General features: G+C 44.7%; 21 protein-coding genes. 12 read left to right on the forward strand and 9 right to left on the reverse strand.

Annotated features, from left to right (window positions below; genetic code table 11):
• Nucleotides 1-61 precede the first annotated feature (61 nt).
• The 6 genes from KIV41_RS19470 to KIV41_RS19495 all read left to right on the forward strand — a co-directional run bounded on the left by KIV41_RS19470 (nt 62) and on the right by KIV41_RS19495 (nt 8,401).
• The gene (locus KIV41_RS19470; protein WP_285337521.1) at nt 62-616 is read left to right on the forward strand and encodes a sugar O-acetyltransferase; all 555 of its coding nucleotides are present in this window, start codon (nt 62-64) and stop codon (nt 614-616) included.
• A gap of 121 nt (nt 617-737) precedes the next feature.
• Nucleotides 738-1,583, forward strand: coding sequence for a hypothetical protein (locus tag KIV41_RS19475; RefSeq protein ID WP_045390817.1), 846 nt, complete (start codon nt 738-740; stop codon nt 1,581-1,583).
• Between the two features lie 30 nt (nt 1,584-1,613).
• A complete protein-coding gene (locus tag KIV41_RS19480; protein ID WP_038886275.1) occupies nt 1,614-1,847 on the forward strand; it encodes a hypothetical protein in 234 nt (77 codons plus the stop codon).
• Nucleotides 1,848-2,878: 1,031 nt separating this feature from the next.
• On the forward strand, nt 2,879-3,745 hold the full coding sequence (locus KIV41_RS19485; protein ID WP_285337522.1) for a hypothetical protein: 867 nt from the start codon (nt 2,879-2,881) through the stop codon (nt 3,743-3,745).
• A 31-nt stretch (nt 3,746-3,776) separates the two neighbouring features.
• A complete protein-coding gene (locus KIV41_RS19490; RefSeq protein WP_285337523.1) occupies nt 3,777-7,895 on the forward strand; it encodes a M66 family metalloprotease in 4,119 nt (1,372 codons plus the stop codon).
• Between the two features lie 182 nt (nt 7,896-8,077).
• A complete protein-coding gene (locus tag KIV41_RS19495; RefSeq protein WP_252043163.1) occupies nt 8,078-8,401 on the forward strand; it encodes a hypothetical protein in 324 nt (107 codons plus the stop codon).
• A gap of 85 nt (nt 8,402-8,486) precedes the next feature.
• On the opposite strand, the gene KIV41_RS19500 is transcribed toward KIV41_RS19495, so the two are convergent.
• Together KIV41_RS19500 and KIV41_RS19505 are read right to left on the reverse strand one after the other, a co-directional pair.
• The gene (locus tag KIV41_RS19500; RefSeq protein WP_010450732.1) at nt 8,487-8,669 is read right to left on the reverse strand and encodes a hypothetical protein; all 183 of its coding nucleotides are present in this window, start codon (nt 8,667-8,669) and stop codon (nt 8,487-8,489) included.
• 131 nt (nt 8,670-8,800) lie between these two features.
• Nucleotides 8,801-9,709 (reverse strand): LysR family transcriptional regulator, encoded by a 909-nt coding sequence (locus KIV41_RS19505; protein ID WP_009696888.1) that lies wholly within the window; start codon nt 9,707-9,709, stop codon nt 8,801-8,803.
• 149 nt (nt 9,710-9,858) lie between these two features.
• Here KIV41_RS19505 and yjjG point away from each other — a divergent pair, with 149 nt between their 5' ends.
• The gene (yjjG, locus tag KIV41_RS19510) at nt 9,859-10,533 is read left to right on the forward strand and encodes a pyrimidine 5'-nucleotidase (RefSeq protein WP_045390823.1); all 675 of its coding nucleotides are present in this window, start codon (nt 9,859-9,861) and stop codon (nt 10,531-10,533) included.
• Between the two features lie 90 nt (nt 10,534-10,623).
• Here yjjG and KIV41_RS19515 read toward each other — a convergent pair whose 3' ends face one another.
• Nucleotides 10,624-11,115, reverse strand: a complete 492-nt coding sequence (locus KIV41_RS19515) for a hypothetical protein (RefSeq protein ID WP_045390826.1) — start codon at nt 11,113-11,115, stop codon at nt 10,624-10,626.
• A gap of 259 nt (nt 11,116-11,374) precedes the next feature.
• Between KIV41_RS19515 and KIV41_RS19520 the strand changes: the two genes are divergently transcribed.
• Entirely contained in the window at nt 11,375-11,914 is a 540-nt protein-coding gene (locus tag KIV41_RS19520) for an NUDIX hydrolase (RefSeq protein WP_045390829.1), read from the forward strand.
• Nucleotides 11,915-11,981: 67 nt separating this feature from the next.
• On the opposite strand, the gene KIV41_RS19525 is transcribed toward KIV41_RS19520, so the two are convergent.
• Nucleotides 11,982-12,320: a hypothetical protein gene (locus tag KIV41_RS19525; protein ID WP_045390831.1), complete on the reverse strand. Its 339-nt coding sequence runs from the start codon at nt 12,318-12,320 to the stop codon at nt 11,982-11,984.
• Between the two features lie 183 nt (nt 12,321-12,503).
• Here KIV41_RS19525 and KIV41_RS19530 point away from each other — a divergent pair, with 183 nt between their 5' ends.
• Nucleotides 12,504-13,007, forward strand: a complete 504-nt coding sequence (locus KIV41_RS19530; protein WP_017188559.1) for a hypothetical protein — start codon at nt 12,504-12,506, stop codon at nt 13,005-13,007.
• 8 nt (nt 13,008-13,015) lie between these two features.
• On the opposite strand, the gene KIV41_RS19535 is transcribed toward KIV41_RS19530, so the two are convergent.
• Complete coding sequence (locus tag KIV41_RS19535; RefSeq protein WP_285337524.1) at nt 13,016-13,855, reverse strand: DUF3626 domain-containing protein; 840 nt, start codon at nt 13,853-13,855, stop codon at nt 13,016-13,018.
• 127 nt (nt 13,856-13,982) lie between these two features.
• Nucleotides 13,983-15,239: an SGNH/GDSL hydrolase family protein gene (locus KIV41_RS19540; RefSeq protein WP_285337573.1), complete on the reverse strand. Its 1,257-nt coding sequence runs from the start codon at nt 15,237-15,239 to the stop codon at nt 13,983-13,985.
• 435 nt (nt 15,240-15,674) lie between these two features.
• On the opposite strand from KIV41_RS19540, the gene KIV41_RS19545 reads away from it, so the two are divergent.
• The gene (locus tag KIV41_RS19545) at nt 15,675-18,050 is read left to right on the forward strand and encodes a S8 family serine peptidase (RefSeq protein ID WP_285337525.1); all 2,376 of its coding nucleotides are present in this window, start codon (nt 15,675-15,677) and stop codon (nt 18,048-18,050) included.
• Nucleotides 18,051-18,059: 9 nt separating this feature from the next.
• Entirely contained in the window at nt 18,060-18,422 is a 363-nt protein-coding gene (locus KIV41_RS19550; protein WP_252043155.1) for an ATPase, read from the forward strand.
• 86 nt (nt 18,423-18,508) lie between these two features.
• Here KIV41_RS19550 and phnX read toward each other — a convergent pair whose 3' ends face one another.
• From phnX to phnW, 3 genes are all read right to left on the reverse strand, one after another.
• Nucleotides 18,509-19,324 carry a phosphonoacetaldehyde hydrolase gene (gene phnX, locus KIV41_RS19555; protein WP_285337526.1) on the reverse strand — a complete coding sequence of 272 codons (816 nt, stop codon included), beginning with the start codon at nt 19,322-19,324 and terminating at the stop codon, nt 18,509-18,511.
• Nucleotides 19,325-19,404: 80 nt separating this feature from the next.
• Complete coding sequence (locus tag KIV41_RS19560) at nt 19,405-20,784, reverse strand: aspartate aminotransferase family protein (RefSeq protein ID WP_285337527.1); 1,380 nt, start codon at nt 20,782-20,784, stop codon at nt 19,405-19,407.
• 26 nt (nt 20,785-20,810) lie between these two features.
• The gene (gene phnW / locus KIV41_RS19565) at nt 20,811-21,914 is read right to left on the reverse strand and encodes a 2-aminoethylphosphonate--pyruvate transaminase (protein WP_045457715.1); all 1,104 of its coding nucleotides are present in this window, start codon (nt 21,912-21,914) and stop codon (nt 20,811-20,813) included.
• Nucleotides 21,915-22,180: 266 nt separating this feature from the next.
• Between phnW and KIV41_RS19570 the strand changes: the two genes are divergently transcribed.
• Nucleotides 22,181-23,191 (forward strand): putative 2-aminoethylphosphonate ABC transporter substrate-binding protein, encoded by a 1,011-nt coding sequence (locus KIV41_RS19570; RefSeq protein WP_005384363.1) that lies wholly within the window; start codon nt 22,181-22,183, stop codon nt 23,189-23,191.
• Nucleotides 23,192-23,576 lie beyond the last annotated feature (385 nt).

The raw sequence follows: 23,576 nt of genomic DNA on the forward strand, positions 1-23,576 counted from the left end.
CTCTTTTTTTATTCCCCTTTTACGCTAATCTGGCTTGGTCAAAAGTTGTAGGAATGAACCAGTGACCGAACTAGAAAAAATGATGTCTGGCCAAGTGTTTGATGGTGCAGATAAAGAAATCGATGCGATCCGCACTCACGCAACTCATGCGTTAATGGCGTTTAATAACAATACCGATGAATCTCAACGCGATGCGTTGCAAAAGAATCTATTTGGTAAAGTTGGGCGAAGCATCGTCCAAGCTCCGCTGCATTGTGAATTTGGTAAGACGATTGAAATCGGTGAAGAGACCTTCATCAATATGAATGTCGTGATGTTGGATGGCGCTAAAATCACCATTGGTAACCACGTTCTTATCGGCCCTAGCGTTCAGTTCTACACTGCTTCGCATTCTCTCGATTATCGCAGCCGACTCAAGTGGGAAACCTTTTGTAAGCCAATCACAGTTGAAGATAGCGTCTGGATTGGTGGCAATTCGGTCATCAACCAAGGCGTGACCATTGGTGCTCGCTCTGTGATTGCTGCTAACTCAGTGGTAAACAGCGATGTACCACCGGATTGTTTATATGGCGGTACGCCAGCTAAATTGATTCGTCGCCTAAACGAGGACGAGTAAGCACACATACCCAAGGCGCTTATTCTCATAATCAATAAGCGCTTATTTACATATTATTCAAATTAATTTATAAATTTCATGTATTTATTTTTGCTGTCTATGAAATTCATAAGAAGAATGTATGAAATTGAATGTTGTAATGGCTTGCCTGCTGATGGCTGTTGTTTCAGTTGCTACTGTTTTTTATCTCCAACCTCTTATTGATGGAAAACTCATCACCCCAAAATGTTCAGAAGAGGAAACCGTTACAACTTGGTTGAACTTCTATTTTGACGAACGAACACTTGACTACCTTTACGTAGAAGAAATAGAAGCGTACGTAGATCGCAGCATCCAATTTTCTAACAAAACACTACAAAACTCTTGTATCCCAATGGAGCGAAAGAAAGCGTCTATTGAGTTTGTAGATTTGTCTGGCTACACCATCTTAGACTTTTCAACGGCCAACTATGCGCTAGAACAAGTACTGGGTGAGTACATTATGGCTTCCTACGAAGAATCTCCTGATCAGTTTTATATTTTGGTAACCCCTCCACTCGTGACCAATGAGTCGGGTGAAGAAGGAATGGTTACGCTTGGTAGTGCCTGGGTGGATATCAAGCCCCAGTTTGTCGTCATGGATCTTCGATTCTCGGATAACGTTTTGGAACACGAGTTAGGCCACTTAGCTTGGGCACAACACGATATCAAAACATTTGATAGACAAGAGAAAGAAGAACTCTTCCCAGTTAGGGAAAGCATTGCCATGTGGGATCTTCCCAAACTTAAGAGTTATGCCTATGGCGCGCTTTGTGGTGATGCCGGGAGCGTTATGAGCTACGAGGAAAAAGTATTACCTATTTACTCCAGTCCAAATATTACCTACCAAGGGGAGGTATGTGGCAATCGAAAAAGCGCAGATAATGCAAGGTTGTTGACGGAGTATGCTCGAGTATTACGAGACAAGGTTGATGCAAGACCTTGGTGAAGAGGGTGTCAAAAACTTAAGGAGATTAAGATGTCTAATAAGACAGAAGTTCTAATGTGTCCTTCATGTGGTGTGGAAACGCATCATGTCGTGGTGTTAGTCAGAAAGAAAAGCGCGTTTGAGGGAGATAAGAATCGCAGTAAAAAGGAGTTCATCACAGGCTTTCTAAAAAGTACCGTTTTTGGTGCTTTTCTCGCTTCCATGGATGATTTTTCTCGTCACTTGATTTGCGAGAACTGCGGTCATAAAACCATACAAGATTAACTCATGACCATGATGCAAGACGGTGAGCATAACTGTGCGTTTTGATTCGCTGACTATTCAAACCAGACCTTTATCGAGTTAGTGTTTTTGCTCTCAAGGTCTTCAATCGTCTGTAACTTAGTTTGGAAGGGATAAGAGTCAACTACTAAGTTGCTGCTATTATTGATAAATAAGTCAAGTTTGTCGGCAAGAGTAGGGAAGGTAAGTAACGTTAAATCCCTTCAAATTCTAAGATTTCATGAGATAGATAACGCTTAACCAACAGTCTGCAGTGCGTCTCATTATGATTAAATGTGATTGGTATCACATAAAATTGAAATTTATAAAAAAATATTTTTTGAATAGAAATTCACAAATATGCAGCCCATCTGTGCTGCTATTAAATTGTCACGCCCTTAATTATTCATCGTATGAATGTTTGATTAAATTTTATCGACATTTATGTGTGATTTTCTATTCAAACCACTCTGGCATCAATTCAATATATTAGAAGGTTCGAATTTGATCTTATTTCCATCTTTTGTTTTAAATGCGAAATTCATTATTAGCAACGGATGGTTTTGATGATGTCTTTAATTTGTATTTTCCAGTTATAAGGCTTAATAGCTAACCTACCTAAATGACATAACAAGGATTGTTATAACAGAATGATGTTCTCATAACTGAGATTTCTAAAGTGTCGTGTATTTTACCATCTCTGTTTTTTATAACTCAATATTATTCAAGTTGTTGATTGTTATGGTTCTTTGTTTTTCTTTCTGGTGACGGTATCGATTGCTTTATATGAGCTATACAATTTAAAAAGAATAATGGTTTTATTGTAATAGCAGTGATTTTTTACTCGATATAACTGTAAATAACGCGAATCGCTAAAATCAAATCTATCAAAAATAGAATAAGGATTTAACCATAAGAAAACTCTTATGGTTGATAGGTTTATTGGTCTAATTCTTATTTGGAATGCTATGCCAATAATCTGTTTGTCTTTAAGTTTATTCTAATGAACTTAATTTTCATGGAAGTTTTATAACATGCAGCACACAACTAAGTGGACGATGACCCCACTTGCTATGTTGTTAAGTACGCTATTTTCAATGCCGTCACTTGCAGAGGAAGCCAGCGTAGACGATAGCAGTGGGATTGAATCTACACAAAATGAAGGAGAGTCATCCTGCGTTGTTTGTAATCTGAGTGGGTCCGTTTACCTCTCTTACGATACAAACATCTATGACAAGGACGATCACCGTTCTGTCCGCAATTTCTCATGGGGTGGTAGTTTGGTCTATGCCTTATCTGACGATACCAAAGCTTACTTATCCGCTGGTGGCTATCGTGCACTTGAAGATGAAGTGGGTACTTACGCCACTGATACCGTTTTAGGGATGAGATATTCAAACCTATATGAATTTGATGAGACGGGAAGTATTGGTGCTTCTGGTCAATTTACGATTCCAACTTCAGAATCTTCGCGGAAGGATGAACTTCAAACCGCATTCCGTATAGCGATCCCGGTCTCTTTTTCTCTGTGGAGCGTCGACTTCTCTATCTCACCACGAGTTAAAAAGAACTTTCATAAATACAAAACGATGGGCGGGCGTTCGCTGACAGAGTGGACTTACTCACTGTTTTCGGTCGCTGAAAAGTCTTGGGACTCGTTTGCGCTAGGCATTACAGCTTTAGGCGGGAACACCATCAGTTATCAAGGAACTCGACGAAGCAGTTGGCACTATGAAGGTGCTCTATACGGAACCTACCAATTCGATGAAAACTGGTCACTACTGTTGGCAGCGTCTTCTACTGGCTTCTACCAAGATGCAGAACGAGGGACGCTTGGCAATATCGACTTGCTCGACCAAGAAAGAGCTTCGTACATCGCGACAGTGAATTACTCCTTCTAGGAAAATAAATAAAATTAAGGATATCAGAATAATGTTTAAGAAGTTGACACTGGTGTCAGCAATTACGGCAGCACTTGCAGGCTGTGGTGCAGACGATCAGGCTTATGATTATGTTGAAAGAGATGCAAAAGAGGTTGCGGTTAAAGACTTGAAGGACGGTCGATGGTTCTATGTGCCTACTACAGGTGCAGCGCCTCGGTTTGCGTTAAATCAGTTCCCTTTTCTTCAAGGTTCACCGCGCTATGTTGAGCTGTGTTTCACAAAAGAAGGCTTGGAAGTTCGCAGCTATGACAAAAACTACCCAGATGCTCATCTAACAAAAGATGAGAATAACTATTGTGGTGAAGAGAAATTCGTCGCAGATGATGATGATGTTAACTTTGCGCAGGTGTTAACCATTCCAGGTGACTTTGCTGCTTATCGTTGTCAGGAAGATTCTTACGGTGATTGTACTAACAAAGAAGAAACGAATGATGATGCTAGCTTAAACTACAAGCAGAAAACCCACTTTACGCCAAAGCCTGAAGATCTAGAGATTTCAGAGTTCAACATGGAAGATCTATACGGCGTTACCGATGGCATCTCTGAACAAGGTACACCAAGACTAATCTCATGGGATTTTGATCCTAAAAACGGTGTGCTCAACTTTGAGTTGGAGCGTACGTTCCGTATTGACCTGGATAAAATCTCCCAGTACATCAACTTTGCTACTAAAGCGAGCCTAGAGGAAGCACTGGTTGACGGAGCGTTTAAATCTCGCTTCTATTACTCGCTAGTTCATGAGAGTGAGGTTGCTACAGAGGGTTACCAACCTATCTTGTACCCTGTAGGTGATGAGAATGATATTGGCTTTTTCACTACGTCGACTAAGCAGTTAAATCCAGTAACCAACAAGTATGATCGTGATGTCGTTTACCTAAATCGATTCAACCCAGATCAAGACTCGATCAAGTACTATTTGACCGATAACTTTTTCGAAGAGAAAAACAAACTATTTTTGGATGCGACACTTCAATCAATAGACAAGATGAACAAAGCGCTGAATGTGTTTGGTGCTGACGCAGGAAAACCAGAAATAGAGATTGTTAATAAAACAAAACCTGAAGGAGTTCATCCTGGTGACTTACGCTACAACGTTATCAATCTGATTGATGAGCCTTTAGCAAATGGTTTGTTAGGTTATGGTCCTTCAGTTTCTAATCCGATGACGGGTGAAATCATTAAGGCGCACGTAAACCAATACGCTGGTGTTGCTCGAACTGGTGTACCTTTCTACTGGGATAACTTAGCGCGCTTCTATAACCGCAACCAACTTAATCTGGATGGCTTAGCTCCACTGCCAACTGAAGATCAAGGCGTAACAACTGAAGTAACAAAAAGAATTGAAGCGCTTTCGACCATGGCAGCGATGGCTAAGCTGAAAGCCAATGAAAATATCAATGTGCCTTTGGTATCTAAAGACGAAGTGGTAGCGGCATCTGCAACAACTAAGAACCCAACACAACTTCTGGAAAGCTTTGATGACAACATGGATTTTGAAGATGTTGTTAAGGCTGAGGAGAATCGCTTATCTTTCTGGGCTGAAAACAATGTTTATCCAATTGAAGCGTCTTGGGTCTCTTCTACCAACAAGGCTATGTTGGATAACCTGAAGCTGGATGATGAACGCTACTTTGATATCAAACGCGACGATGCAGGTAACGAAGTTTCTCGTGATCTGAAACGATGGAAGTACCTGCCAAAAGATTTGCAAGTCGAAGCTGCCAATGCAATTACCGTAGCGACCTACAGTAACACGCTAGTGCATGAACTTGGGCACAACATGGGTTTGCGTCATAACTTCAAAGGGTCAAATGACAAGGCGAATTACTACACGCTAGAGCAGGCGCATCAACTGGGCTTAAACAATATTCCGGCGTATAGCTCAACCATGGACTACGCGCCAAGCATGTTGGATGAAACACCAACATGGGGTCTATATGATATCGCGGCGTTTAAGTTTGCGTACGGTCGAAAGGTTGAGACTATTCAAGATTCTTCAGGTGCGGCTCCTGCACCAGTTGTGAAGCCTGCAGACAACGCAACAGATGAAGAGAAAGCTGCCTACAATCGCTACCTAGCAGACAAGCAAGCATACGAAGATAGCTTTGCGTACAAGTTTGGCAGCAATGCATCAAATGAATCTTTGATGGTTTGTTCGGAAGTGAAACAACTGTCAGGAGATCAGGCTGGCAAGTCGCTATATAACTGTGATTTTAGTCGCTTTGATACTGCTGCGCTTTCAGATAATGCAGTACAGAGTGAGAAAACTCGTTATGGCGTACTGTACTATCTAGATAAGGTTAACGAAATCGAACGTAAATCTTACGACTTCTGTACTGATGGTAACGTGTCATTAAACAGTGACTGTAACCGTTTTGATGAAGGTACGAATCTAGAAGAAATTGTTTCTTATGAATGGCAGAACTACATCGATAGCTATGACCGTCGCAATCTAGCGTTGTACGGAACAAATGGCCTTTATTCTGCAGATTATCCGAGCTACCTAGTTCGTCGCTATATGGAGATGAGCTCAATTCGTGACAAGATGGAAGATCTTGAGCGTATTGACAATCTGTACACCAACCTAGGTTATGCCGCTAACACGGATAAACCAGGTGATTTCTTACTACGTATAGCATCAAACCCACAATACTGTAGCGAAGGCAAAGCAGACAATTCATGGTTCTGTGACTATACATACGGCGCGAAAAAATCAGCGGCATTCTTCTTGGATGTATTACGCACTCCTGAACACCAGTGCGTGATTGAGAACGAAGCTGGTAGTCAAAAAGTTATTTCGTTTGGTCAATTGTTAGATAACAATTCGCACCTAATTCCGGCTGATTATGATCTGCAAAGCGCGTCTTGTTTTGATGAGTTATCTGCAAGATTTTTTGCAGACGCAGAAGCTGGTTATGCAGCAGTAGCTGAAACGAAAAATGGTCGCTTCCTAAACTCAATTGGTAGTTTTGACCCTGATTACCCATGGTCAAACGCTGTCTCTGTATTGGGTAATTGGCCTGACAAAGCACTTGCGAGTTACTTCCTTGCTCGTCGCTTCTCTAACCGTTACACCGATGAGGTTAGCTTTGCATCATTGCTTGATATCCCAGGAGTACAAGCTGAGTACGAAGACATCATGAACAACATTGTAGCTGGTGATGCGTTGAATACTCCAATTGAATTGGTGGACAAAAATGGTAACGCATACACTCAACTGAATGGTGTTAAAGTCAATCTTCATCTTACCGAGCAGATGGAATCGTTACCGCCAATGCCGAGAGGTATTGCAGGCTTCTTAGGCATTGATAGCCGTAGTCGTGAGCGTATTGGAGACGTGCTCCTAAATATGGGTGTGCGTCAAATGCAATCTAATGACTACAAAGTGAAGTCTCGTGGTAAAGCTCAATTTGACACCTTTACCAAGCAGCAAGATCGCTACGGGATCATTGCTGGTGATAAAGTTGAATTTGTAATTGACGGGAAGAAGTTTGTTGCGACCAAAGCAAACAAACTGGCTTACGATTATGCGAACCAGTTAGTAACATCAGAAGGTTACGATCTAAAAACTTACCTTGATAACTACGATGCGAGTCAGTTGAGTAGTATTGCTACAAGCATTGATACTGCTTGGGGAACGTTCCGAACCGATATTAAGTCTGCTTATCATGATGCGGTATTGCTTCTAGACGCCCCTATGGTCAATGCCATGAAAGCGACCATTGACAAGGATATTGCTGCTAATGTTGGTCAAATTAACGAATCATTCGCCAACTTTGTAGCGACGAATATGGCATCAGGTGATTTGGTGTACGATGAAGCCGCATCGACGATGAGCTTTAAAGGTGGTAAAGCGCACGATGAAGCTAAAGTTTATGCCGCGTATTCGGATGCGATGATCCTTATCTTCAACGACTACACAAGTAGCATGATGTTTGCGGTAGATAATGTTTACGCAGGCTACGCTAGCGCATCAGATTCAGATAAAGAGTTATGGATTAAAGACCTAACCCTTATTCAAGCTTACCTAAATGGCGACATCGGCTCGGTGGCAGGTGAGTACTACGAAAAATTAGATCGTTTGCCATCTGCGAGTGATTTTGAGTAATTTGAAAAAATGTAGCTAAATCGAAGGCCTGCGTCATAGCAGGCCTTTCTATTTGCCATGTGGTGCTTTTAGGCTTAAAACTTGAACGCCAAGCGCAGATAATATCTTGCAGAAATGTCAGAATTTCACTACTCAAATGCATGCATAAGTTAAAGATGACCTAACCGCGTTGGAAGAAGGGAATGAAAACACCGCTAGATATTATGTTCGAGATGCTTCTTAGCCCGAGGGTTAACATTTTGGTCTGGATAAGTTTGTTGGTGATGGCCGGTTATGGGCATTTTAATCAGACTAACTGGTTCAAGAGCTATCTGGTTTACCTACAAATTTACTTCTTGATGCAAGCACCAATTCTAGTTCCTCTGTTTATTGATGGTGTTGTAAAAAAGGTTTTGCCGTTTGTAAGGGGAGGCTCAGAAGCTTTACCTTGGCTACTTTTCATTACGTACCCAACAGGCATTATTGCGATGCTAGCCTGGAGCCTATACTTAGTAGTCAAAAAATAACGCTAACTTCAGTTCACGATGTTCACCCATTTCCCCGAGAGTAAATCAATCTATCAGCGAGCCCTAGAGAAAGGGCTCTTTTTATTCAAGAATGGAAGATCACTTGTTCCTCTTCGTTCATTACAAGCGTCGCTTTGTTTTGCTCTATAAGCTGAGCGGCATAAGAAGGCGTCACGGCTTGCATATCGCCTTTTGCTTTTAGCGTCAGTGATTCCCACGCTTGGTCACGATATTTACCCGCTTGGGTATATTGAATCAGTACTTTCATAGCTTCACACTCCGGTGTGGTTAACGTGCTACTTAAGTTAGCGCTCTAGTGATGGTTACGCACTTGTTAAAAATGAAACATTAGATTAACTAAATATGATTGCGTTAAACGAGATCAAGTACCAGCACCTATTAGTAGCGATCCCAGTACGGTGTATCAGTGCCAAGCTTTTCGCTGATGAAGTCGATGAACACACGTACTTTCAATGGCATGTGCTTACGCTCTGGAAACACCGCATAGATGGCATGCTCAGGAAGAGAGAACTCTTCCATAAGTGGTTTTAAGTTGCCTGCTGCAAAGTCTTTGGCTGCAATAAAGGTCGGTAACTGCGCAATACCTGAGCCTCTTAATAGCAATTGGCGAATCGCTTCACTGTTGTTGACCACAAAGTTACCCTTCGGCAGAACTTTGTATTCGTTACCGCTGTTGATGAACATCCACTCGACACCGCCTCGGAAATACGAATAACGCAAACAGTTGTGTGTGACCAAATCGCTTGGTTTGGTTGGCACGCCAAATTCTTTTAGGTATTCGGGAGAAGCGCACAGTACGCTTTTACACGGAGCAAGGCGCTTAGCGACAAGGTTAGAAGTCGCAAGTTCACCAATGCGAATCCCCAAATCAAATCCTTGTTCGACCAAATCCACCATGGCGTCTTCAAGTTGTAAATCGACTTCAATTTTCGGGTACCGTGCAAGAAATTCGCTGATAAGTGGTGCAACGTGCAACACGCCGAAAGACATCGGTGCAGTGATTTTGAGCCGACCTTGGGGTGAGCCTTGCAACTCAGAAACGGCATCCACACCTTGCTGAGCAAGGTTCACTGCTTGTGAAGCGTACTCGAAGTATCGACGTCCTGCTTCGGTTAAGCTGAGCTTTCTTGTAGTGCGATTAAGCAAGCGAATACCGAGGTCATCTTCGAGTTGATTAATGCGTTTGCTGATCGCCGATTTGGTGAGGTTCAACTGCTTGGCTGCAAGGGAAAAGCTGCCGCATTCTACGACGGCGACAAATACTGGCAGTGACGCAATGGCATTCACGGTGTGCTCCTAGGTTATTGGGGTTATCTATTATTAGTCATATTGTTGAGAAAAACGATACAATCATTTTCCAATTATAGAGATTATCTTAAAGAAGAAAACAATTAGACTATGTGGCAGAAAACGACCTGGATATTGGAAAGAAGAAAATGAAATACGATTGGATCTTGTTTGATGCTGACGAAACCTTGTTTCACTTTGATGCCTTCAAAGGTTTGCAGCTGATGTTTTCTCGCAAAGGCGTAGACTTCACCGAGCAAGATTTTGCCCACTACCAAACGGTCAACAAGCCACTTTGGGTAGATTACCAAGATGGTAAAGTGACAGCAGATGAGCTCAAGCACAAACGCTTTACTGAGTGGGCAGAAAAGCTCAATACCACAACGGCGGATCTCAACACAGCATTCTTAGAAGCGATGGCAGACATCTGTACTTTGTTGCCGGGTGCGAAAGAACTGATGGAAGCGCTGCAAGGTAAAGCCAAAATGGGCATCATCACCAATGGCTTTACCGAGCTGCAAGCGATTCGTCTAGAACGCACAGGTATGAGCGATTACTTCGAGCACGTGGTGATTTCTGAACAAGTCGGTATTGCCAAGCCGGATCTAGGCATTTTTGAGTACGCGATGACGCAAATGGGCAACCCATGTAAGACGCGCGTATTGATGGTGGGCGATAACCTGCACTCTGATATCTTGGGCGGCAACAACTTCGGTATTGAAACGTGTTGGTTGAACACCACAGGTGCGAGTGTGGATGAGCGTATTGCACCAAGTTACACGGTGGAATCATTGAACGAGCTTAAGAACATCCTCATCGCTTAAGCTTAAGTAAACAAATAAACGAAAAAAGCGCTGATTTCTCAGCGCTTTTTGTTTTTATCGATGCTGTTTTGTATTCATCGGTCTTGCTTATTATCTAGCGTTGTTTTCCGCCAATTCACGTTGGGCTTGTTGTTCTTTCTCGCCAAGTTTGAAGTAAATCTTACCGACGATGACTTCTGAAATCAGGATAGTAAACACCACCGCAAAGAAGGCGACGACACCGTTCCAAGGACCACTAAAGTCAACCTTGTCACCAAACAGAATGTTAATGGCTTCTAGCATCACGAACTTCGAACCGACCAAGATAACGTAAGTCGAGATACCACGGTAAATCTTAGGTGCCGTACCCGGCTTCGATTTAAAGTACTCTGCGATTTTGTGTTCCGCTTTGATAGACAACTTCAAGAGCAACTGAAGTAGCAATGCCGCGGCGAAAGAAATCGTAAATGAATCAATAGTTACGAAATCCCAATATTCGTCATAGAAGTTCAGTACCGTAAGGTCTACCAATACCGCCAAGGTATAACCAACAAACAGACGTTGTGGAGTGTTGAAACCGTAGACTTTATCCGATGCGCTCATAAGAACCCTCAATCAATAATGAACAAGTTTGCAAAGCCATGCCTTGCGTCGATGGGTTAACTATATGAGTTCCTCGAACTGAAAACTTGCCATTTCGCGCCATCGTAATCATTGCGATGAATGATTGTTTTGATGGGATATATTGAATGCCAATAAGCGCGTTGAATTTGAAAACCGTCTACAAACTGACACGCAAACAGCGTTAGAATGGCTTCTAATCCAATAACTAATTTCGAAGAATCAAGCAGTAAGGACTCTCATGGCAGACATCAAGCAGCTCGATAGCAAAGTGGTGTATCAAAACAAATGGATGACGGTACGTGAAGATAAGATCCAACGTCCTAGCGGGGCCGAAGGCATTTACGGTGTGGTCGACAAGCCAGACTGTGCAGCGATTCTGGCTATCGATAACGGCGTGATTCACTTAGTACAGCAGTTTCGTTACACCGTAGGGCAACGTTGTTGGGAAATCCCACAAGGTGCTTGGGAATCAAATCCAGATGCTGATCATCTTGATTTAGCAAAAGGTGAGCTTCGAGAAGAGACGGGTATGCAGGCCAATAAGATGGAGTACGTTGGTGCGCAGTTCATCGCTTATGGATTCTTAAACCAGACTTGCCATGTTTATTTCGCTAGTGAGCTGTCTGAAGTGGGCAATCAGCTAGACAGTGAAGAAGAAGACTTGATCACTCGCTCGTTCTCAGTTGAAGCGTTCGAGCAAATGATGATAGATGGTGAAATCAAAGACTGCGTCACCATCGCAGCATATGGGTTAGCTAAACTAAAAGGTTTAGTGTAAGAAGGAGCCGTTTGCTGAATACACCGTTATCTTAAATGCTGCTGATTTAGGTTCTACTTTGATAAAGCTACCAAATCATCATTGCAAGGTTAATGAAAAGGGACGGTAAACCTGCGATAAAAAAGATAAATCCAAGCTGATAGTTTTTGTTTAAGTCTGTCGTTAAATGCTGTTTATCGACCATTGAATGTACTTTATCAGTGAACTCATCATCGAATTCCGAATGGCGGGAGTACATGCCTCCTTCCCAAGTAAACTTCGCTAGTGCCCAAATAACTACAAGGACGAAGAATAGAAAATCACTTAAATGGGTGGATTGAAATTGAGGTATGTAGTGAGATAGCCCAAAAACAACTGCAACAGCGATGATGTTAATCAGCGCCACAATTTGCAAAAGTCTAAACAAACTGAATCCTTGCTAGCATTGTCTAAGTAGACCAATACATTGACATAATTTATAAAAGCTGTCGATTTACATTCTAGTTAAGAGGGTACAAGTCATCAGAAAGTGGATCGAAACGATGAGCTTGAACTTTGCGATGGTGGCTTTATAGTATTCCATTCACAAACCTTTTGGCGGAGCAGTAGCGTGAAATTATTGGCAGATAAAACTGGTGAACAATTTTTGCAAATTTTAGATGAGCAAGGTGACACGTTAACGGTGCAATTCATCTCCAATGAAGGTGAGCCAAAAGGGCAGCCATTCAAAGATTCTCTCAAAGGGTTGATGTTGGCGGGTTGGTCTCATCGAACAACCTCGACTGCGATTGGCATCTCTCGATTCAAAAAGGGCTATCTTGAAGATGCGCACGTGAGTTTTGCGTTGCATCGTCTCTATCCTTTGGGACGCAAAGTAAAGCTGCCAAGTGGAGAAATCGTTCAAATCGCAAGTTATGCCAATACTCACGTTGATGGTTATTATATGTTTGTGCGTCGTGAAGGGGAGCAAGAATTGGTGCGTATGAAGATGTCACCAGATTGGCTGCTAATGCCGTCAGAAAAGCTACTTGCTCTACCTTATTATCCTCGCCCTCGAACTCAAAAAGAGCTAGATGTGATTGATGAATTCGATAGCTGGGCTGGTGGCTTTTAATCGTTAGCTTATCGATAATCAAACCCAAATCGCGCTAAGTAGTGCCACACTTTCTTCAAATCTTGCTCGTCAAACGCTTTTGCTTTTACCGCTTCACCAATAATGCGTGGTGTTAGCATGCCATTTTCTGCAACCAGATTTGCGATGTCTAAAATGGTTTGTCCTCGGTAGTCTGGATAAAGATTGATGTCTTCTATTGAGACACAAAAGCCACTGTGCCAACGAATTTCAACTGGTAACTCGCGAGCGTAATCTTCTACCTCTGTGCCTTTAAATGAAGGATCGAGCACCAAGGCTCGAATATCTTCCTCCAAGCGCAAATCGCCGTGGATTTGAGTTTCGATATAGGCATCCAATCTGTCTGGCGCTTGTGCGTTTAACTCATCCAACAAGGGTTGAACACGTTCAATGGTGGCGAAGTGCTCTGGCTCGAAGAAGCTATCTGGATAACAAAATGTCGCTCGCTTAGTGATCTCTGGTTTCAATAAGAAGTAGCTCGCCCCAAATCTTGGTGAAGCGCCAACTTCTGAACCTGAGAAGTTTAACGCGCCATACTTTGGGCGTTGATTTGGTTGGCTATTGTCGTACACACCATCAAACACGCGTTGCTCCCAACGCCAACGCTCTCCGCCTTTATAAGCTGTTAATCCGCCATTGCTTGTACCGGTTTCAAACTGAGATTTGAGCTTTCCGTCTTGCGCAATTGCTTTGAGAAGAGGTATGCCTTGAGAGGTCAAACGATCGGGATGGAAGTTAATTGTGACCGAAAATGGATGTGATTGAGGTGCTCCAACAGATTTCGAGCGAATGATTTCAAGAGCGCGTTGAGTTAAAGGCTGTTCGAGCATGACGTTGACCTCAGAGTTTTCTTTCAACTTATCGAGTTCGAACGACGAATACAATCTCTGGCTTATGAATGGGAATAAGGCAATTAGAACCTCTCGACTACAGAGAGGTTCTATGAGTTTCGTTAGCTTAGAAAGGATGGTTTGACAATTGATTCGTACTTTCTAGCATTTTTTCTGCCACGTAGTGGTGTGTTGCTGTGGTCGGGTGTGTTACGTCCCAGAACACAAACTTATCAGAGCCAGAAGACGCACACTCAGAACGCAATGCATGATGGTATAGGTAATCCACCGATGAAGAGCGGTTGATGTCTTGGCAAGCTTGGCTCGCATTAACGAAGCCGTGTTGCTCTGGGTTCGCTGTTAAGCTTTCAAACAGGGCATGGGTATCATACAGAGTGATGTTGTAGCCTTGCGCTGTGTAGTACGCCGCTTGCGCTTTGATGAACTCGTTCATTTCCACGATCTTCGCACGGATCTTGTCGATTTCTTCTTGAGTTGAGTACGTAAACTGTGGCGCACGAGTGGCGTCTGGTAGTGTCATCAACAATAAGTTCTTCGCACCAGCATCGGTCAGTTTGATTAAGGCTTCCGCGTAGTCTGATTTCACTTCTGGTACGCTGCGGTTGTAGTTCATGAAGTCATTCAAACCAAACTCAAGCGTAAACAGGGTATTGGCTGGCTTGTAGTTTTTTGCCAGTTTCGCATACGCCAAATAAGAGGAAACCTGCTCACCCACACCAGTCAGTGCGATGTATTGGTTTTCACCAGCAGCACCACCAACCGCCCAGTTGTATAGCGGTAAGTTCTTCGCTTTAGCAATGTATTCCGTCCACACGAAACCGTTTGAGAAGTGTCCCAAGAACCAGCTATTCGGGTTTGGGAAGCGCCATTGTGAAGCATTAAAGATATTGCCTGTATCCGACAAACTGTCACCCAACGCAACCACTTTGTTGATTTGATCTGGTTGCATTACAGGATCGTTGCTCCAGATAGTGTGGTTGTATGAGAACCGGTTATCTGCTGCAAAGAAGGTGATGTCAGCATTTTCATTTGCTAGGTCAAGAGTTTGCTCACAACGTTGCTTGATGACACTTTGCGGTGTGTCTGTGTAGAACATGTTCTTGAAAGAAACCGAACTCCACCAGTAGCCATCAAGCGTGAAGTAACTGCCGTCTGGATTTTCTGCCCACTCCCAATCGGTCGCGGGCTCGTCAAGTGAATAACTTGTTCGGTACCAACAACGAACATAAGTATACGTTTGGTGGCCTTGAGCACTAGCCACTTGCGCAGCGGTGACCATTTCTGGGGACAAAGAAGGTTCTGCAGCATGGGCAGTAGCGAAAGGAAGTAATGCACTTAATAAGGTGATTGTTTTTTTCATGATTGACTCTTCTGTAATGATTATCGTCATGATTTAAGTGAGAATATATCTCATCTACTACCCCATTTTGAGTAAAAGAACTAATTAGTCAAACATCTAATTATTCATTTTGTCAATTTTGGTACCGTAATCGAATTTCAATATATTTGGTAAATAGTGGCAATTTATAAAATCTAGAATAATTACTCACTAACATTACCTTAACATGCATTTTTGGTGTTAATAAGCAATTGCTTTATAAGGTTTTAGTGGCATTTTTTGATGTTAACTAAATCTGTTGTTTAGATGATCTTTTGTTCATTGTTGTATGTTCATGAAACAAATTGTTTGGCATTTTTAAGCGATATTCTATAGCTGAGTAGCTCATGTTAATGATAGGTGAATGATTTTTCATGAGCATAAAGTGAATAAAAATCAGCTCAAAAAGGAATAGAGCAAATGCATCACACAACAACTAAATTAAATGGCTTGTTTTCATTGTCTGCCGTTGCAGTAGCACTGACATTTTCGATGTCAGCGCATGCGGCTCCTTTAACGGGGTTCGACGAATCTAACTTGCCGACCAAATACATCGTCAAATTTAAAGAAGATACGTCCAGTCCTTCAGCATTGGGTGGGAACTCATTCTGGGGTCCACGCATCGCGCAAGAGTCGGTTTTAGATCAGCTCAAAGCGCGTAAAGTGGAAAAGCTAGGAAACCGCGCGATCTATAGTGTGGAGATGGAAGACTCAGAGCTGGGGCAATTACGTAACCGAAGTGATGTGGAATACGTTGAAATTGACCCTCCGCGTTATCTGTTAAGCGAGACTATCCCATGGGGCTACGAGGCGGTTAACGCTCAGCTTCTGGATGACTCAAATGCAGGTAATCGCACCGTGTGTATCATCGACTCGGGTTACGATTTGGCGCACAACGATCTGAGTGGTAACCGAGTGTCGGGTACAAACGATAGCGGTACAGGCTCTTGGAGTGTTCCGGGAAATAACAACGCCCACGGTACACACGTAGCGGGTACGATTGCTGCGATTGCCAACACGGAAGGCATCAAAGGCGTTATGCCAAACCAAAATGTGAATTTGCATATCGTTAAGGTGTTCAATGAAGCGGGTTGGGGTTACTCATCTAGCTTGGTGAAAGCGGTACAAACTTGTGCTGACAACGGCGCGAACGTGGTCAACATGAGTCTTGGTGGTAGCCAATCGAGTGTGACGGAGAAAAACGCGTTGCAAACCATTTACGACCAAGGCGTACTGCTGATTGCTGCTGCGGGTAACGATGGTAATACTGCGCACAGCTACCCAGCGTCTTACGACTCAGTTATGTCCGTTGCGGCGGTGGATGATAAGCGTGATCACGCGGCGTTCTCTCAAGCGACAGACCAAGTTGAAATTGCAGGTCCGGGTGTCGCGATTCTGTCTACGGTGACCGTGGGCGAGGGTAAGCTTTCAGACATTCGCTTGAACGGTGTTAGCCAGTTCGATCGTGGCATCGTTCCTCACAACCGCTTGATCCAATCGGGTGGCAGTTACGGTCCTGATCCAGTAGCAGGTTCTATCACGGCGACACTGGCAAGTTGTGACGTATCTGGTAGCAGCTTCAGCTGTGGTGATATGTCGGGCAAGATCTGTTTGACCGAGCGTGTGGGCAACCAATCATCAGGCAGCTACCCAGAAATCGATGCTGTTCAAGCGTGTTACAACGCAGGCGCAAGTGCGGCGATTGTGTACAGTAACTCTGAGCTTCCGGGTTTGCAGAATCCTTTCCTTGTCGATCAAAACAACGCGGCGCGTATTGTGTCAGTAACCGTTGATCGTGCCTTCGGTCAGGAGCTGTTGGGCTACGTTGGTCAAGACATCACGGTATCGACCACCAAGGGTGAAGACTACGAGTACTACAACGGTACTTCGATGGCGACGCCGCACGTAACCGGTGTTGCAGGTTTGGTTTGGAGTTACCATCCAACCTGTACCGCAGCACAAGTACGTAACGCACTGATCAAGACAGCAACGGATATCGATGTAACAGGTCGTGATAATCGTACTGGTCATGGTCTTGTGAATGCTGAAGCCGCGAAACAATACCTAGACGCTGGCTGTAATGGTCCGGATGGCGGCGGCTCTGGCAGCGACAACGTTCTAGAAAATGGCGTGGCGAAAACGCAGCTTTCTGGCGGCAGCAAATCAAGCACAGTATTCGTGTTTGACGTCCCAGCGGATGCAACGCAAGCGACATTCAACATGAGTGGTGGTTCTGGTGATGCTGACCTTTACGTGCGCTTTAACGGCACACCAAGCACCAGCACTTACGACTGTCGTTCATGGGCGGGCGGTAATGGCGAAAGCTGTAGCTTGAACGTATCTGGCGCAGGGCAATATGAAGTATTAGTTTACGGCTACAGCGCGTACTCTGGTGTTTCTCTTGTTGCAACGCATAACGGCTCGGGCGATTCATCAGGTGGCGGTTCTGCACCTTCTAGCTACACCAACTCGAATGCAGTAGCAATTCCTGACAACAGCTCTGCAGGTATTGTAAGCCCATTAGATGTAGCTCGCTCTGGCGATGCAGGCTCAGTGACTATCGACTTGGATATCACTCACACCTACATTGGCGATCTTCGTGTCACGCTAACGTCACCTGACGGTGGTCAAGTAGTACTGCACGACAATGCGGGTGGTGGTGCGAACGACATTAAAACCAGTTTCCAAGCGGACTTCTCTGGTTTTGAATCACAAGGCACATGGGAACTTAAAGCGGTGGACAATGCCAGAAGAGACACAGGCACCATCAACAGTTGGACTCTGACCTTTCAATAAGGAGTGACTATGAAGAAGTTGACCTTACTTTCTTTGCCTGCGGTAGGCGCTACCGCACTATTGGCAATCGGACTGAGCTCAAGCAGCTTGGCAAACAATCAAGGATTTCCTCTCGTGGATGAACGCCAAGATCAAGCCGAGCAGCAACCTGCACGTTACTTTGTTAAGTATCATGAAGGAAAAGAGAGCGAAGTGAGAGCGCTTCTTCGTCAGCACAACATTGAAGTGGTCGACGCTCTGGTGAAACAACACGTGTTGGTTGTGGTGGGTGAACAGGCGGAAGTCGATAAGCTCGCGGATCACGATGCGGTCGAATACACCGAGCAAGAGCCGACAAGAAAGCTGCTATCTAACGGAAGTACGCATCAATAAGCCAAACTTGCTTAAGATAGTGCCAAAAAGAAAAACGCCCCTTACGTGAGGGGCGTTTGTTTTCACTTATTGGTGGAAGATGAAGATTACGGACGCTCACCTGCTGCTAGGCGACGTTCGATATCAGCAACCACTTCTGGGAAGTCAGCGATCGTATCGATTAGGTAGTGAGGAGAGCTTTTAATCAGCTTTGCTCGCGCCTTTTCACGAGCAGCATTAAGCGTTGCTTCGTCCGCAGCTTGGTATTCTTCAAACGTCAGACCAGCTTCATTACCAGAAAGCAGCAAACCAACAGTCCACATACCGGCGTTATGACCTTCATCGATGCCTGGGGCTGCGTCATCCACTTTGATACACGCATTAACGTCGGTAACATTCAGCTCAATCACGTTTTTCAGTGCCATAAATGGTGCTGGGCGACCACCTTGCGGCAGGTCATCCGTTGCTACTACGTAATCCGGTTTGTAGCCGTAATCCGCTGCCACTGGAATCAGCACGTCCATCACTTCGCGAGGGTAACCAGAACAAGAACCGATCTTGATGCCTTTGTCTTTCAGACCGTTCACAACTTCAATCGCATTAAGGATTGGGTCTGCATGGTCAGCCACTTTTGCTTTTTGCAAAGGCATAAATGCTGCGTAGATTGCATCGATGTCTTCGCTGTTCATTGAGCGACCAAACTTCTCATTCCAACGCTTATCAACTGCAGGAATACGACCCACGGCTTGGATGTGATCCCACTTACCAAGCCCCATTGGTTCACGTGCTTCTTCAAGGTCGATTTCGAAATCAAATCCCTGCTTGAACGCTTCCACAAAGATGCTGGTTGGCGCGAAAGAGCCGAAATCGACGATAGTGCCAGCCCAGTCAAAGATAACTGCTTGAATTGGTGAGTTGCTCATGTTCAATCCTTTTTCTTGCTTGCCAGAGCGCTTGCCTACACGTTGGAACCGCGCTCTGGGTAAATTGGTTTTTGTTGAGGTTAGAAGTAGTTAAAGTCTTTACACACTTTGGCGATCGCTTCTTCGAAGATCGCCAACGCTTCTGTCAGTTGTTCGCGGGTGATGATCAGCGGTGGGCTGAGTTGAATCACATTGCCTTGCGATACCTTGAAGCTCACGCCATTGTTGAGGCACTGGTATAGCACAGCTTCCGCTTCGTCATACGCGCGCGATTTGCTCTCTTGGTCAGTGACCAACTCAATACCCCACAACATGCCGATGCCACGCACATCGCCAATCACTGGGTACTTGGCTTTCATCTCTAGCAGCTTTTCACGCATGAACTGGCTGTCGGCTTTGGCTTTATCTAGCAAGCCGTCTTGCTCAATGGCTTCCATGGTTGCCAATGCTGCAGCACAACCGATAGGGCTTTTCTCATGAGTGTAATGACCCATGGAGATTTGCTCAGCAGTGTTGTATTTGTCTTTGGTCACCATGGCTGCGATAGGCACTAAGCCTCCGCCCAAACCTTTACCGATGCACAGCATATCTGGCTCGATGTCATAGGCTTGGTAGGTAAACCATTCACCGCTGCGACCCATGCCGTTAGGGATGTCGTCGATGATCAACATGACATTGTGTTTGTCACAGATTTCACGGATGCGTTTCCAGTAGGCTTTGCTCGGCACTTGTACATCCGTGTTGCGAACCGCTTCTGCGATAAACGCGCCCACGCCACCTTCTTTCTCAATCACGTACTCAAGGTAGTCGGCGTAATGTACGTCGCTGCCGTCCGCGACTGGAAAAGCGCCTCGGTAAGACACTGCTGGTGGAATGCGTTCAACACCTGCCATTAATGGTCCCATTCCTTGACGAAAACACGCTTCGCCGCCCACTGAGATGGCATCCAATGATGCGCCGTGGAAGGAATCCCACAGAGACACCACCTTGTAGTTGCCCGTGATATGGCGCGCTAGTTTAAGTGCCATGCCCACTGCAGATGTGCCACCCGGCGCAAACAGCACGCGATTCAATTCGCCGCCACATATTTGGGTAAGTTTTTCGGCACACTCAATCGCGGTCTCGTTGGTAAAACGACGTGGTGAAAACGGCAGTTTGGCAATTTGCTCTTGCACACGTTTAATCACATGCGGATGACCGTAGCCCAACTGATGGACGTTATTGCCATGGAAGTCCATGTACTTTTTGCCGGTGGCGTCTTGGATGTAGATGCCTTCTGCTGCTTCCAAGGTATCTAAGCAAGGCGTTGACATGGCTTGATGAAGAAAGACCTCCGAATCACGCTTCAACAAAGCTTGCGTGCGTTCGTCGTCCATCGATGCATTCCAAGCTTGGCGCGCTGGTGTCGTGTTGACATCACCTTCGCTGCGGAAATGGGTCGGTTTGATATTCTGAGTCATAACGCTCTCTCAATCAGAAGGCTGCTTTAAGCAACTTGCCAGTACATTGCTTTTTCAATCGCACCGATTAAGCGCTCGATATCTGCTGGGTAAACTTCGCCAATGTTGCCGATGCGGAAGCAATCTGCGTTCGATACTTTACCCGGATAAATCACGAAGCCCTGCTCTTTCAAACGTGTGTAGAACGCTTTGAACTGGTAATCACTGTGCGTCGGAGAGTAGAAAGAAGTGATGATTGGCGAATGAAGGTCATCACTCAGTAGTGGTTCGAACCCCAGAGAACGCATTCCTGCAACCAGTGTTTTCTGGTTAGTTTGGTAACGGTGATGACGAGCCTCAATGCCGCCTTCTTGTTCCAGTTCTAGCAATGCTTGATAGAAAGCGCGAACTGTGTGCGTTGGAGACGTGAAACGCCATTTGCCGTGGTTCACTTCCATACAGTGCCACTGGTCGTAAAGATCAAGGCTCAAAGAACGCGCCTGACCTTGGCACTTTTCTAGCTCAGTTTGTTTCGCAATCACAAAGCCAAAACCCGGTACGCCTTGAATACATTTGTTTGCAGAGCTGATCATAAAATCGATGCCTAGCTCTGCGATATCGATAGGAATGCCACCAAAGCTCGACATGGCATCGAGAATCACGACTTTACCGTGTGCTTTTGCCGCAGAAGCAAATGCCTCAATTGGATTCAGCATGCCAGTGGTTGTCTCACAGTGAACAATCGCCACGTGTGTGATCGCAGGATCCGATGCCAATGCAGTTTCCACCTCGTTCAAGTGTGGCTGTGATGTTTCGCCTGGGGAAACTACATGGCATGGAATATTTAGGTAATCAGCGATCTGAGCGATACGCGCACCGTAAGCACCGTTGTCGACAACCAACAATTTTCCATCTTTACCAATGGCACTGCCAATCGTTGCTTCGACTGATGCGGTGCCGCTACCTTGCATTAGTACGCTGGTGTAGCCGTCTTGCTCCGTCGCCAGTTTTACAAGCTTAGTGCGGATCACTTCTACAATGTCTTTGTTGTATTCATCATCCCAAGTACACCAGTCTTTTAGCATGGCTTCACGTACTGTTTCAGAAGTAGATAGAGGACCTGGAGTCAGTAGTAGGTATTCGTTTTTCATCTCGATTTCCATCAGAATAGGCCAATTGGTCTACACCAAATTTCAAGTTCACTCTAGCGAGGAAGAAAAGGGCAGTAAATAGGCGAATCTCCAATTTCATAAAACTTTAATATCCAGAAAATGGCGGATCAATTGAACGATTATTCATCGATAATTTTCGTAAAACTGCCATTTAATGGTCATGAATTCGTCACAAAGGCTCAGTAGGGTGTATATCGTCAACTGGTACAGACCAAATGAAAACTTAGCCAAATTAACTGGAGAAAATGATGAAAAACCGTTTGATGAAAGGATCGCTGGCTGCACTTGTCTCTCTGCTAGCTACGAATGCAATGGCAGCACAGGAAGTCACGGTTTACACCGCTTTCGAAACTGACATTCTTGCGAAATACAAGTCTGCGTTTGAGAAAGATAACCCAGATATCAAGATTAAGTGGGTTCGCGATTCCACCGGTATCATGACGGCGAAATTGCTGGCAGAAAAGAACAACCCTCAAGCGGAAGTGGTTTGGGGTCTTGCTGGCTCGTCAATGGCACTGCTTAAAGATGAGGGTCTTCTTAAGCCTTACACACCAAAAGGTTTGGAAGAGCTGCACGCGAACCTAAACGACCCTCAATCAAACCAAGCTTGGTTCGGTAACGATGCGTTCTTTAACGCAGTTTGTTTCAACGAAGCGGTAGCGAAACAACTTAACCTACCGAAACCAACGTCTTGGGAAGACCTAACAAAGCCGGTTTACAAAGGTCACATTGCAATGCCGAACCCAGCGTCTTCAGGTACTGGCTACATGCAGGTTTCTGCTTGGCTACAAAACATGGGTGAAGATCAGGCATGGAACTACATGCGTGACTTAGACAAAAACATTGCGCACTACACGCACTCTGGTTCTAAGCCATGTGTTCAAGCGGGTATGGGGGAAGTGGCTATCGGTATTTCGATGGCGAGCCGCGGCGCGAAGCTGAAAACACAAGGTGCGCCACTAGCGGTGATCACACCAAAAGGCATCGGCTGGGAATCAGAAGCCGTTGGTCTAGTAAAAGAGTCTGATGCAGCGAAACGTGTTGTCGACTGGTCAATCTCTAAAGCGGCAAACGAGCTTTACGTAGAAATGTACCCAGTGGTTGCACATAAAGAAGTGAAAGCGACCGTGTCTAACTTCCCGAACGTTCAAGAGAACATGGCGAAGATGGACTTCGCGCAAATGGGCAGCAAGCGTGCAGAGATTCTAGCAGCATGGTCTGAGAAGTTCGACGCGAAATCAGAGCCAAAGTCTTAATTGAATTTGCTTTGAGTTGAATACTGAAATCCACCTCGGTTGAGGTGGATTTTTTGTTTCTGTAAGAGGCGAAAGTCAAAAGCTTAAAAGCAGCAACCCCACCTAACCTCCCCTTGGCTTTAACTTCTGGGGACTACAACAGTCACGCTGGAAAAGGGGAGGGACTGGTTCTGCGTTCACAGATAGTTTAATTCACAATGCAACATCTAACGCGCTTCAAGTAGATTCTGAATACTCGCCTAGGCTCTTTCAGAATGACGTTGGGAAAGCACGGAGCGCACCGCAGCAAAGAAAAACTCTCCCCCTTGATAACCACATTTAAATGCTTGGCAAAGCATGTCGAGAAAAGGGGGAGTTGGAGGGGGTTGCAAGCACCTACCTCGAC

The sequence above is a fragment of the Vibrio sp. D401a genome (assembly GCF_030248515.1).
Lineage (GTDB): Bacteria > Pseudomonadota > Gammaproteobacteria > Enterobacterales > Vibrionaceae > Vibrio > Vibrio rotiferianus.

Bases quoted from the DNA above. Each gene is read 5' to 3' on its own strand.
- phnW (WP_045457715.1), bottom strand. From the start codon at position 21,914: ATGAAAAACGAATACCTACTACTGACTCCAGGTCCTCTATCTACTTCT.
- KIV41_RS19520 (WP_045390829.1), top strand. From the start codon at position 11,375: ATGGCAGACATCAAGCAGCTCGATAGCAAAGTGGTGTATCAAAACAAA.
- phnX (WP_285337526.1), bottom strand. From the start codon at position 19,324: ATGAGCAACTCACCAATTCAAGCAGTTATCTTTGACTGGGCTGGCACT.
- KIV41_RS19495 (WP_252043163.1), top strand. From the start codon at position 8,078: ATGAAAACACCGCTAGATATTATGTTCGAGATGCTTCTTAGCCCGAGG.
- KIV41_RS19480 (WP_038886275.1), top strand. From the start codon at position 1,614: ATGTCTAATAAGACAGAAGTTCTAATGTGTCCTTCATGTGGTGTGGAA.
- KIV41_RS19545 (WP_285337525.1), top strand. From the start codon at position 15,675: ATGCATCACACAACAACTAAATTAAATGGCTTGTTTTCATTGTCTGCC.
- KIV41_RS19535 (WP_285337524.1), bottom strand. From the start codon at position 13,855: ATGCTCGAACAGCCTTTAACTCAACGCGCTCTTGAAATCATTCGCTCG.
- KIV41_RS19570 (WP_005384363.1), top strand. From the start codon at position 22,181: ATGATGAAAAACCGTTTGATGAAAGGATCGCTGGCTGCACTTGTCTCT.
- KIV41_RS19550 (WP_252043155.1), top strand. From the start codon at position 18,060: ATGAAGAAGTTGACCTTACTTTCTTTGCCTGCGGTAGGCGCTACCGCA.
- KIV41_RS19500 (WP_010450732.1), bottom strand. From the start codon at position 8,669: ATGAAAGTACTGATTCAATATACCCAAGCGGGTAAATATCGTGACCAA.
- KIV41_RS19475 (WP_045390817.1), top strand. From the start codon at position 738: ATGAAATTGAATGTTGTAATGGCTTGCCTGCTGATGGCTGTTGTTTCA.
- yjjG (WP_045390823.1), top strand. From the start codon at position 9,859: ATGAAATACGATTGGATCTTGTTTGATGCTGACGAAACCTTGTTTCAC.
- KIV41_RS19560 (WP_285337527.1), bottom strand. From the start codon at position 20,784: ATGACTCAGAATATCAAACCGACCCATTTCCGCAGCGAAGGTGATGTC.
- KIV41_RS19490 (WP_285337523.1), top strand. From the start codon at position 3,777: ATGTTTAAGAAGTTGACACTGGTGTCAGCAATTACGGCAGCACTTGCA.
- KIV41_RS19485 (WP_285337522.1), top strand. From the start codon at position 2,879: ATGCAGCACACAACTAAGTGGACGATGACCCCACTTGCTATGTTGTTA.
- KIV41_RS19515 (WP_045390826.1), bottom strand. From the start codon at position 11,115: ATGAGCGCATCGGATAAAGTCTACGGTTTCAACACTCCACAACGTCTG.